Consider the following 10,728-nt stretch of genomic DNA (forward strand, 5'->3'; position numbering starts at 1 on the left):
TATACATGCGTTCAGTTGAAGCAGGAGGAGGATGAGAGGTCGAATCCTCCGTCCTATTACAGGCTGGACCTTGATAAAAACACGCTGACACAGCTTGTGGATTAACCGTATTAAATGTACCGTGCCGCGACACGGCTCCCACCGGACTCATCTGTTGGACCGCTGGGCAAAATTTGCAAATTTATTTAACAAATAAGATCAACCCTCCGGTTTGCCTGGCAGACCGGAGGGTTCGCATGTTTTTATGAATATCTGCGATTGGAGGAAAGGACCCACAGAAAAGGAGAGAAAGCGGCTTAGACCATTTTTTCGGGGCGCACGGCCTCGTCAAATTCCGCCTCGCTCAAAAGACCCAGAGAAAGGGCGGCCTCTTTCAGCGTTGTCCCGTCCCGAAGGGCCTGCTTGGCACACTCCGCCGCCTTTTCATAGCCAATTTGCGGCGTAAGACAGGTCACAAGCATCAAAGAGCCGCGGAGATTCTGCTCCATCCGTTCCCGGTCGGCGGTGAGGCCCTCCATACAGTGGCTCCGGAAGGAGTCCATCGCATCCGCCAGCAAGCGGGCGGACTGCAAAAAATTCTGGGCGCACACCGGTAAAAATACGTTTAGCTGGAAATTCCCCTGAGACGCGGCAAAGCCGATTGCCGCGTCGTTCCCCATCACCTGCACGGCCACCATCGTCACCGCTTCGCACTGTGTGGGGTTTACCTTTCCGGGCATGATGGAGCTGCCCGGTTCGTTTTCGGGGATATGAAGCTCCCCCAGTCCACAGCGGGGGCCGGAGGCATACCACCGCACGTCGTTGGCAATTTTCATGAGATTTGCTGCAAGGGCTTTCAGCGCCCCATGGGCAAACACCAGCGCGTCTTTAGAGGTCAAGGCGTGGAACTTGTTTTCGTCCGGGACAAATTCCGTGCCGCTCAGCCCTGAGAGACAGGCGCAGACCTTGGCGTCAAACCCTTGGGGCGCGTTCAGCCCCGTGCCCACGGCGGTGCCGCCGATGGCAAGGCGGCGAAGCTCTGAAAGAGCCGTTTTCAGCATCCGGCAGGGCGCGTCCACCAGCTCCCGCCAGCCGGAGATTTCCTGAGAGAACCGCAGGGGAGTTGCGTCCTGCAAATGGGTGCGTCCGATTTTGATAATGTCCTCGTTTTCCCGCTCCAGCCGGGCAAGCGTCCCGCTCAGTCGTTTTGCGGCGGGCAGCACGCCGGCTTCCGCCGCCAGCACCGCCGCGATGTGCAGGGCAGAGGGAAACGTGTCGTTGCTGGACTGGGAGGCGTTCACATGGTCGTTGGGGTGGAGGGGCGTTCCCCGCTCCGTCGCTAAATGAGAAATCACCTCGTTGACATTCATGTTGGTCTGGGTGCCGGACCCCGTCTGCCACACCGCCAGAGGAAATTCCTCGTCCCACTGTCCGGCGCGGATTTCACCGCACACGGAAGAGATGGTTTCCACCTGCTCCGCCGTCAGCTTGCCGAAGTCCGCGTTGACCCTGGCGCAGGCTTCCTTTAAATAAGCAAAAGCCCCAATAATTTCCCGGGGCATTTTTTCCGTGCCGATTTTAAAGTTTTCAAGGCTCCGCTGAGTCTGGGCGCCCCAGCGGCGCTCCGCCGGAACCAAAATTTCCCCCATGGTGTCGCGCTCGCGTCTCGTTTCCATTCTGCGTCCCCCTGTTTTTGATGTTTTTCTCATTATAGCGGCCCGTGGCCTAACCCGCAAGCCCTTGTTAGAAAGGTTTGACGGAGGAGAGAGAACGGACGGCAGGGGAGAGACTGATATGCCTCGAAATGCGGGGCCCTGCGGCAAGGCTGTGGAGTTTGCTGATAATTTGTGATACAATAATGACAGACGGTTATTCGACCGGACTTATGCGGCGGATGCCGTTGATGCAATTATATCGCAGGCTGCTTGGGAATCCGCGTATACCGCCTTTTTGACCAATAGGGGAGAGCGGCCCGAGCCGCTGAACATTGCGGTTAACGGTGCAGGGCTTGCGGATATGGACGTGGACGGTACTCCGGAATTGACTTTATTTGATCCCGGGTCAGCTACATCAAACGGTATTAACATCTTTGGCGAATTATAAGCCGCTGGAGAATTCCAGGACCTCGGAATAAAGAACAGCGCGTTTCCGTTGGCAATTCAATCGGGGTCTTTCTTGACACGCAGAGACAGTTGTGATACCGTAGAAACTTAGGAATACAACCCAAATTCATTGGGAATACGGAGGAAGAATATGACGACGCAAGAGCTGGAAAAATTCTGCGCCGCGGTCCGGAGGGACATCATCAACATGACCGCCGACGCGGGCAGCGGACATCCCGGCGGCTCGCTCTCCGCGGTGGAGCTGATGAGCGCCGCGTTTTGCACCCAGATGCGGGTGGACCCCAAACATCCCCACGACCCGGACCGGGACCGCTTCGTCCTGAGCAAGGGCCACGCCTCCCCTTGCTACTACGGAGTGCTGGGCGAGCTGGGCTTTTTCTCCAAGGAGGAATTTAAAAGCTTCCGCCAGCTCCATGCCATGCTTCAGGGGCATCCCGACGTGAAAAAGGTTCCCGGAGTGGACGCGTCCACCGGCTCTTTGGGGCAGGGAGTGTCCATCGCGGTGGGCATGGCGTTGGGCGCAAAGCACCTGAAAAAAGACACCAAGGTCTTTGCCATGTGCGGCGACGGAGAGGCGCAGGAGGGCCAGCTATGGGAGGCGTTTATGTCTGCCGCCCACTACAAGCTGGACAATCTCACCATTTTGTTTGACAACAACGGCCTTCAGATTGACGGCTCCAACGAGGAGGTCATGAGTCTTGGCGATTTGCCCGCCAAGCTGCGGGCTTTCGGCTTCGACCTTATCGAGCTGGCCGACGGCAACGATATTGCCGCCGTGGTGGAGGCGCTGGCCCGCCCCGCCGTTCCCGGCAAGCCCCGGTGCATTCTTGCACACACTGTGAAGGGCAAGGGCGTGTCCTTCATGGAAAATCAGGTGGGCTGGCACGGTAAGGCCCCTAATGAGCAGCAGCGGGCGGCGGCCCTCGCGGAACTGGAGGGAAAGTAAGATGGCAGAGAAAATCGCAACCCGCGCCGCATACGGTGAGGCGCTGATTGAGCTGGGCGCGCAGAACGACAAGGTGGTGGTTTTGGACGCGGATTTGGCCAACGCCACCCAGACCGCAAAGTTTCAAAAGGTTTACCCTGACCGCCACTACAATATGGGCATCGCCGAGAGCAACCTCGTGTCGGTGTCCGCGGGAATGTCCACCATGGGGCTGATTCCCTTTTGCTCCACCTTCGCCATGTTCGGCGCGGGCCGCGCTTATGAGCAAGTGCGCAATTCGGTGGCCTATCCTCATTTCAACGTGAAGCTTTGCATGACCCACGCGGGTGTCTCTGTGGGAGAGGACGGCGGCAGTCATCAGGCCATTGAGGATTTGGCTTTGATGCGGGTGATTCCCGGCATGACGGTGATTGTTCCCGCCGACGCGAAGGAGGCGAAAAAGGCCGTCTTTGCGCTGGCGGAGCAGGAAGGCCCCGCCTATCTCCGGCTGGCGCGGCTGGCTTCTCCGGTGTTCGAGGAAGACTATCCCTTTGAAATCGGCAAGGCAAACGTCATGCGGGAGGGGCCTGACGCGGCCATCTTTACCTGCGGGCTGATGGTGTCCGAATGTCTGGAGGCCGCAAAGCTTCTGGAAGCCGACGGCATCCGCGTCAGCGTGGTCAATGTCCACACGATTAAGCCCATCGACGCAGCCTGTGTCACGGAATACGCACAAAAGTGCGGCGCGGTGATCACCGTGGAGGAGCACAGCGTCATTGGCGGTCTGGGGGACGCGGTGGCGGACGTGCTGATGGGCAAGGTTTCCTGCAAGTTCAAGAAGCTGGGCGTCAACGACCGCTTCGGCCAGTCCGGCAAGGCGGAGGACGTTTTGCGGGAATACCGGCTCACCGCCGGTCAGATCGCGGAGGACATCAAGGCTGCACTGTAATGCCTTTGGGCCATATCAATTGCAAAGCGCGCCGCCGAAAATCCGGCGGCGCGCTTTTTACGATCACGCACAGGCGATCAACTAATTCTTTAAAATTCAGTAAAAATTTTAAGAGATTATCAGGAGGACGGTTTGATCTCTTTAGCCGTCCGAATCATTTTTGGACTTTGGCACATCATAGGGGCGATAAGCGGAAGTGAGTACTTTTTCAAAAATCGGCGCATCCGGGTCTTCCACCCGCTTCAAAATCTCCTCCCCGGCGATGTTCCCCAACTCATCCACAGGCTGGACAATGGAGTCAATCTGGTTGGCGTAAAGTTCGTAAAAGTCCGATTCATAATCCACAAAGCTCACAAGGTCAATGTCCCGGGCAAGCTGCACGCCCTTGCGGTGCAAGTGGATGATAGACTCCGAAGCCATCAGGCCGTTGGTGACGATCACTGCGTCGCAATGCTGCTCCAAAAGCTCGTCAAGGCAGCCATGGGCACTGTTTTCCATGGAGTCTCCGTAACGGATCAGCGACGCTTCCGCCTCCAGACCGCAGTCTGAAATGGCTTGCTGATAGGCAGAGATGCGCTCCTGCGTGGAGGACAGGCGGGGCAGGCCTCCGATGATGCCGATACGCCGGTCGCCTTTGCCCACCAGACGGCATACGCTGCGGTAGATGGGCTGGAAATTAGATACGCACACGGAGGTAAATTTCTTCTCGCCAAACACGCGGTCCACCAGCACCACGGGAAAACCCGCGGGAATCAGGCTGTCCAGCCGCTGGAAACTGTCCATGGTGCTGGCAATGAGCAACCCGTCCACAAGCCCGGCGGCAAGCAAGCGAATGTTCCGTTCCTCGCGGTCCATGTCCTCCTTGGTGTTGGCAATAATAAGGTGATATCCCGCGGCAGCCAGATAATTTTCCACTGATTCGATCATGGTGGCGAAAAATTTGTTGGAGATGTCCGGCACGATAAAGCCGATGGTCTTCCGCTTTCCGGTGCGGAAGCTCCGGGCGGAGGCGTCCGGTGTGTAGCCAAGACGGGAGATGGCTGCGTAAACCTTTTCCCTCGTCTCCTCCGAGACGTAGCGCGTGTTGTTGATGGTGTGGGAGACGGTGGCCGTGGACACGCCGGCAAGCTTTGCCACATCACTGATAGTCACTTTCATCGTGGAGAACCGCTCCTTTCTCACGTAGTTTCGCTTGTCCCAATACCCGGAGACGGGAACGGTTAAGCGCGGGCACGCCGCGCCGCCACAGCTCAAACGCCACGTTTCACGGATTGTGGGGGTTGCGCAAGCTGTGTCGGCATTACGTAATCCTTTAATTAGTGCTTAGTATATGCTCCTTCTGTTGCAACGTCAAGGCCCTGGGGCGATTTTAAACGCAATATTGTGCAAATTTTTCAAAAATTATTGGATTTATACAAGTAACTATAAAAAATCTTATGGTTTTGACAGTTGCAAAGGCAAGAGAGTTGTGATACTATTCAAATGTAAACGATTAACAAAAACGGTTGCGCAATCGGTTTTCAGCAGCCGAATTTGAAAGGAGACGTTTCCTTATGAAGGTTCAAATTGGAATTAATGGCTTTGGTCGTATCGGCCGTCTGGTTTTCCGCGTTGCTCAGGCCCGGGACGATGTGGAAGTCGTGGCGGTGAATGATCCGTTCATGACCCCTGACTATATGGCCTATATGCTGCGCTATGACACGGTCCATGGCCGGTTTCAGGGTGAGGTGTCCCATGAGGACGGCGCACTGATTGTCAACGGGCGGCGCATTGCCGTGTACGCGGAGAAGGAAGTGGGCAGCATCCCCTGGGGCGACGCGGGGGCGGAGTATGTCTGCGAGTGCACCGGGCAGCACCTGACAAAGGAGAAGTGCCAGGGCCACATCGACGCGGGCGCAAAGCACGTGATTATGGGTGCTCCCTCTAAGGATGACACCCCCATGTTCGTCATGGGTGTGAACAACAAAAAGTACACCTCCGACATGCAGTTTGTGTCCAACGCCTCCTGCACCACCAACTGCCTTGCCCCTATTGCCAAGGTGCTCCACGAGAGCTTTGGCATCAAGGACGGACTGATGACCACCGTTCACTCCGTCACCCCCACCCAGAAGATTCTGGACGGCGCTTCCATGAAGGATTGGCGCGGCGGCCGGGCGGGCTGCGGAAACATCATTCCCTCCACCACCGGCGCAGCAAAGGCTGTGGGCAAGGTCATTCCCGACCTGAATGGCAAGCTTACCGGTATGTCCATGCGTGTTCCCACGCTGGATGTGTCCGTGGTGGACCTGACCGTGAATCTGGAAAAGCCTGCCACCTATGAAGAGGTCTGCAAGGCCATGAAGACCGCCTCCGAGGGAGAGCTGAAGGGCGTTTTGGGCTATACCGAGGACGAGGTCGTTTCTTCGGACTTCCTGGGGGATTCCCGCACCTCTATCTTCGACGCCAAGGCGGGTATTGCCCTGACGGACACCTTTGTCAAGGTTGTCTCCTGGTATGACAACGAGTTCGGCTATTCCACCAAGATGGTGGAGCTGGCCAGCTATATGGCTTCGGTGGACCATAAGTAAGAATTTTAAAAGAATGAAACCCGGGAGCGCTCATAAGAGCGCTCCCGGGTTTTTGCGATGCTTTATTCGATGGCGGGAATCTCCGGCAGCACCACCTCCGGCATCAGCTCGCCGCTGATGATGCGCAACATCTCCTCCAGCTTTGCGCAGTCGTGAGGGGGAAAGCGCCGCTGCATCCGCTCCGTTACCTCCCGCACATAAGAGGAGCTGATGTTGTAGTAATCAATATACTTCTGCGTCACCCGCAAGTGAAACTCCCGTCGGTCCTCCGGAGACTGCACCCGGTCCACATAACCCTTTTTCACCAAACTGTTGACCTTGTAGGCGGCATTGGAGGGGGAGATGTGCAGAAACGATGCAAACTCGTTGATGGTGGGACTTTTCAGCGCCTGAATGGATTCCATACAAAAGGTTTCTATGGTGGACAGGCTGGCCTCACGGGACTGAAACCCGGTCAAAATCTCCTGATAAAAATGCAGCTTAAATTTGCTGTACACCTCAAAGAAAAGCTGATCCAGCACGTCAAAAACCACCTTCTTTAAAATTTCTGCCCTTTTGGGCATTGCGGCTGATATTCGAATCCGGTCTTCACTGCCCGATAGCAAAGGTCAGCTCCGCTGTGGCGGCCAACACGCCGTCCACCCGAACCTCCGCCTCGCCGATTCCAACCGGGCCGCGCTGCTTTGTCAGAGTGCAGGTGATCTCCAACACGTCGCCGGGGGTGATCTGCCGTTTGAAGCGGGCGTTTTTCACAGCCCCCATCAGGGCAATTTTCCCCCGGTTTTCCGGCAGAGCCAGCACGGCAACGCCCCCTACCTGCGCCATGGCCTCGATCATCAAAACGCCGGGCATCACGTGCTTTTGAGGAAAGTGCCCCTGAAAAAACGGTTCGTTGACCGTGACGCACTTGACGCCCTTGGCCCACTTCCCCGCCTCGCCGTCCACAATGCGGTCCACCAGAGCAAAGGGATAACGGTGGGGGAGAATCTGGGCGATTTCGTCGGAGTTATACTGCAAGCCCATGGCTCAGTCCTCCCATTTCTTCAAAAGAATGCTGCCGTTGTGCCCGCCAAAGCCCAAGGAGTTGGAAAGGGCGTACCGCAATTCGGCATTCCGGCCCACATTCGGAACCACGTCCAGATCGCAGGCGGGATCGCTTACCTGATAATTGATGGTGGCGGGGAGATACCCCTCCTTCAGCGCCAGCGCGGAGAACAGGGCCTCCGCCGCCCCCGCCGCGCCCAGCATGTGGCCGGTCATGGACTTGGTGGAGCTGACGGCAAGCTTTTTTGCATGCTCGCCGAACACGGTTTTGATAGCGGAGGTTTCCCCCGCATCGTTTAAGGGCGTAGAGGTGCCGTGGGCATTGATATAGTCCACATCCTCGGGCCGTGCCCCCGCGTCGGAAAGGGCCAGCGCCATGGCTTTCGCGCCGCCTTCGCCGCCCGGCAGGGGAGCGGTCATGTGATACGCGTCGCAGGTGGAGCCGTAGCCCACAAACTCCGCGTAAATCTTCGCGCCCCGGGCCAGTGCGTGGTCCAGTTCCTCCAGCAGCAGAATGGCCGCTCCCTCGCCCAAAACAAAGCCGCTGCGCTCCGCGTCAAAGGGAATGGAGGCGCGGTTGGGGTCGGCGCTCTGGGTCAGGGCCTTCATGGTGGTGAACCCGCCAATGGCCAGCGGCGTGACCGCAGACTCGCTGCCGCCGCAGAGCATCGCGTCGGCGTACCCGTCCCGGATGTAGTGGAACGCGTCGCCCACGGCGTTGGTGCCGCCCGCACAGGCCGTCACGGGGCAGGAGCACATGCCCCGAAAACCTGAATCGATGGCGACTTGCCCCGCCGCCATGTTGCAGATGGTCATGGGGATATAGAAGGGGGACACCCGGTCAATGCCTTTTTCCAGATACCGGCTGTGTTCGTCCTCGGTGTTTTGCAGTGCGCCGATGCCGCTGGACACAATCACGCCGCAGCGGTCCATGTCTGCTTTTTCGGGGTCAAAACCGGCATCCTTCAGCGCTTCCCGCGCAGAAATAACCGCAAACTGCGTGAAGCGGGCCATGTGCTTCGCTTCTTTTTTATCCAGAAAATCGTCCGACTGATAGTTCTTGACCTCCGCCGCCAGCGTGACCTTCTGCCCGGATGCGTCATAGGCGGTGATGGGGGCCACGCCGCACACTCCATTTCGCACCGCCTGCCACGTTTCGGGGGCGGAGTGTCCGATGGGCGTGACGGCGCCAAGGCCGGTAATCACAACTCGTCTTTTTTCCATACCTGTCTCCTTATTGCTTTATGCGGATGGGAGCCTTGGCCCCGCCGCTTTACATGCCCATGCCGCCGTCCACGCCCAAAACCTGCCCGGTGATATACCCGGCCCCGTCCCCGGCGAGGAAGGCCACGGCTTCGGCCACGTCCTCCGGCGCGCCTAAGCGCGCCATGGGGATGGAGGCCAACAAAGCGGATTTTGCCGCCTCGGGCAGGCCGTCGGTCATGTCGGTGGTGATAAAGCCCGGGGCAACGGCGTTCACCGTGATGTTTTTGGAGGCCAGCTCCTTGGCAAGGGACTTGGTCATGCCGATGACTCCCGCCTTACTGGCGGCGTAATTCACCTGGCCGGCGTTGCCATGAAGCCCCACCACGGAGCTTAAGTTTACGATGCGTCCGTATTTCTGCCGGAGCATGATGCGGCTGGCGGCTTTCATGCAAAGAAACGTCCCTTTCAGGTTCGTGTCAATGACTGCGTCGAAGTCCTCTTCCTTCATCAGCATCACCAGTCCGTCTCGGGTAATACCGGCGTTGTTTACGAGGATATCCAGCCTGCCGAACTCCTTGACGGCGGTATCCATCAGGGCCTTTACCGCCTCGCTGTCCCCAACACTGCCCTGCACGGCGCGGACGTTTGCGCCCATGCGCTCAAGCTCTGCAAGCGTCTCCTGCGCTGCGGCGGTGTTTCCGGCATAGGAGAAAACCACGTTGGCTCCGCCCTGAGCAAGCTTGCGGCACACGGCCCGGCCCAGCCCCCGGCTTCCGCCGGTGACCACGGCTGTTTTACCTGCAAAGTTCATCCGCGCACCACCTCTTTCAAAAGCTCCGGCAACTTCTCAACATCCTCCGCTGTTTCCACGCTGAACACGGGGAAGCTGGGAAGTGTTTTCTTTACAAACCCGGTCAGGGCCTTGCCGGGGCCGATTTCCACCACGGCGTCCACACCCAGCGCCGCCATGGCGCGGATGCAGTCCTCCATGTACACGGCGGACTGGACCTGCCGTTCCAACAGGGCGGGAATGGAATCTCCACCCTGACGCTCACCGCCCAGACAGTTATGCAGGACGGGGATCTGTGGCGCCTGAAAGTCCACAGTTTTGAAGTATTCCCGCAGCGCGTCCCCAGCAGGCTTTAAGAGGGAGGTGTGAAACGGGCCGCTGACGTTCAGGGGCATGCAACGCTTCGCCCCCAGCTCCTTGGCCGCGGCCGCCGCCTGTTCCACCGCCGCACGTTCTCCGCCGATGACGATTTGACCGGGACAGTTAAAATTACAGGGCTCCACGATGCCAAGGCTTGATGCGGCCTTGCAGGCGGCGGTCACCGTTTCCCGGTCCGCCCCCAAAATCGCCATCATGGCGGAGTCTACACCCTTTGCCGCGTCAGTCATGGCTTTGCCGCGAAAAGCCACCATCTCCACGGCGGCTTTCCCGTCTAGCACGCCTGCTGCGTACAGCGCGGAATATTCGCCGAGGGACAGACCCGCGGCGGCGGCGGGAACAATGCCCTTTTTCGCCAAAACGTCCGTCAGTCCCACCGCGAAGGCCACCATGCAGGGCTGGGTGTATTGCGTCTCGTTCAAAAGCCCGTCCGGGTCCGCAAAGGACACGGCCTTTAAGTCAAAGCCCGCGTCCGCCCCGTCCAGCGCGGCACGGAAGGCCGGATACTTTTCGTACAGGTCCGCGCCCATGCCGGGGTGCTGGGCGCCCTGTCCGGCGTATAAAAATCCCAGCTTCATAGGCTTGCCGCCAATTCCCGGATACGTGCGTCACCCGCCGTCGCAAGCTCCTCAAAAATTTCGCGCAGGGGACGGATTTCGTGGAGCATCCCGGCCACCTGACCAGTCATCACGCTGCCGTTTTCCACGTCGCCCTCCAGCACTGCCCGGCGCAGGCCGCCCAGCGTCACCGTTTCCAACTCCTCCAGC

General features: G+C 58.4%; 10 protein-coding genes and 1 pseudogene. 3 read left to right on the forward strand and 8 right to left on the reverse strand.

Annotation, left to right across the window (positions count from 1 at the left end; genetic code table 11):
• Positions 1–296 precede the first annotated feature (296 nt).
• Positions 297–1,655, reverse strand: coding sequence for a class II fumarate hydratase (fumC, locus tag B2W96_RS06275; RefSeq protein ID WP_293009432.1), 1,359 nt, complete (start codon positions 1,653–1,655; stop codon positions 297–299).
• 577 nt (positions 1,656–2,232) lie between these two features.
• On the opposite strand from fumC, the gene B2W96_RS06280 reads away from it, so the two are divergent.
• Positions 2,233–3,048 carry a transketolase gene (locus B2W96_RS06280; RefSeq protein ID WP_293009433.1) on the forward strand — a complete coding sequence of 272 codons (816 nt, stop codon included), beginning with the start codon at positions 2,233–2,235 and terminating at the stop codon, positions 3,046–3,048.
• Position 3,049: 1 nt separating this feature from the next.
• Entirely contained in the window at positions 3,050–3,976 is a 927-nt protein-coding gene (locus B2W96_RS06285; RefSeq protein ID WP_293009434.1) for a transketolase family protein, read from the forward strand.
• A gap of 141 nt (positions 3,977–4,117) precedes the next feature.
• Here B2W96_RS06285 and B2W96_RS06290 read toward each other — a convergent pair whose 3' ends face one another.
• Positions 4,118–5,134 carry a LacI family DNA-binding transcriptional regulator gene (locus tag B2W96_RS06290; protein WP_293009435.1) on the reverse strand — a complete coding sequence of 339 codons (1,017 nt, stop codon included), beginning with the start codon at positions 5,132–5,134 and terminating at the stop codon, positions 4,118–4,120.
• Between the two features lie 395 nt (positions 5,135–5,529).
• Here B2W96_RS06290 and gap point away from each other — a divergent pair, with 395 nt between their 5' ends.
• Complete coding sequence (gap, locus tag B2W96_RS06295; RefSeq protein WP_293009436.1) at positions 5,530–6,543, forward strand: type I glyceraldehyde-3-phosphate dehydrogenase; 1,014 nt, start codon at positions 5,530–5,532, stop codon at positions 6,541–6,543.
• Between the two features lie 62 nt (positions 6,544–6,605).
• Here gap and B2W96_RS06300 read toward each other — a convergent pair whose 3' ends face one another.
• From B2W96_RS06300 to B2W96_RS06325, 6 genes and pseudogenes are all read right to left on the reverse strand, one after another.
• Positions 6,606–7,064 carry a MarR family winged helix-turn-helix transcriptional regulator gene (locus B2W96_RS06300; RefSeq protein WP_293009437.1) on the reverse strand — a complete coding sequence of 153 codons (459 nt, stop codon included), beginning with the start codon at positions 7,062–7,064 and terminating at the stop codon, positions 6,606–6,608.
• Positions 7,065–7,131: 67 nt separating this feature from the next.
• Positions 7,132–7,566, reverse strand: a complete 435-nt coding sequence (gene fabZ, locus B2W96_RS06305; RefSeq protein WP_293009438.1) for a 3-hydroxyacyl-ACP dehydratase FabZ — start codon at positions 7,564–7,566, stop codon at positions 7,132–7,134.
• Between the two features lie 3 nt (positions 7,567–7,569).
• Positions 7,570–8,811 carry a beta-ketoacyl-ACP synthase II gene (gene fabF, locus B2W96_RS06310; RefSeq protein ID WP_293009439.1) on the reverse strand — a complete coding sequence of 414 codons (1,242 nt, stop codon included), beginning with the start codon at positions 8,809–8,811 and terminating at the stop codon, positions 7,570–7,572.
• Positions 8,812–8,860: 49 nt separating this feature from the next.
• Positions 8,861–9,604, reverse strand: coding sequence for a 3-oxoacyl-[acyl-carrier-protein] reductase (fabG, locus tag B2W96_RS06315; protein ID WP_293009440.1), 744 nt, complete (start codon positions 9,602–9,604; stop codon positions 8,861–8,863).
• A complete protein-coding gene (gene fabD / locus B2W96_RS06320; RefSeq protein WP_293009441.1) occupies positions 9,601–10,539 on the reverse strand; it encodes an ACP S-malonyltransferase in 939 nt (312 codons plus the stop codon). The genes fabG and fabD overlap by 4 nt, the downstream gene beginning before the upstream one ends.
• Positions 10,536–10,728 (reverse strand): annotated as a pseudogene (locus B2W96_RS06325) (enoyl-[acyl-carrier-protein] reductase FabK); the annotation flags it as partial. The gene fabD and the pseudogene B2W96_RS06325, both read right to left, overlap by 4 nt.

The sequence above is a fragment of the Oscillibacter sp. UBA6647 genome (assembly GCA_002455655.1).
Taxonomy (GTDB): Bacteria; Bacillota; Clostridia; order Oscillospirales; family Oscillospiraceae; genus Oscillibacter.

Coding starts and splice junctions, on each gene's coding strand:
- fabD (WP_293009441.1), bottom strand. CDS start 10,539: ATGAAGCTGGGATTTTTATACGCCGGACAGGGCGCCCAGCACCCCGGC.
- gap (WP_293009436.1), top strand. CDS start 5,530: ATGAAGGTTCAAATTGGAATTAATGGCTTTGGTCGTATCGGCCGTCTG.
- B2W96_RS06290 (WP_293009435.1), bottom strand. CDS start 5,134: ATGAAAGTGACTATCAGTGATGTGGCAAAGCTTGCCGGCGTGTCCACG.
- B2W96_RS06285 (WP_293009434.1), top strand. CDS start 3,050: ATGGCAGAGAAAATCGCAACCCGCGCCGCATACGGTGAGGCGCTGATT.
- fabF (WP_293009439.1), bottom strand. CDS start 8,811: ATGGAAAAAAGACGAGTTGTGATTACCGGCCTTGGCGCCGTCACGCCC.
- fumC (WP_293009432.1), bottom strand. CDS start 1,655: ATGGAAACGAGACGCGAGCGCGACACCATGGGGGAAATTTTGGTTCCG.
- B2W96_RS06280 (WP_293009433.1), top strand. CDS start 2,233: ATGACGACGCAAGAGCTGGAAAAATTCTGCGCCGCGGTCCGGAGGGAC.
- fabZ (WP_293009438.1), bottom strand. CDS start 7,566: ATGGGCTTGCAGTATAACTCCGACGAAATCGCCCAGATTCTCCCCCAC.
- fabG (WP_293009440.1), bottom strand. CDS start 9,604: ATGAACTTTGCAGGTAAAACAGCCGTGGTCACCGGCGGAAGCCGGGGG.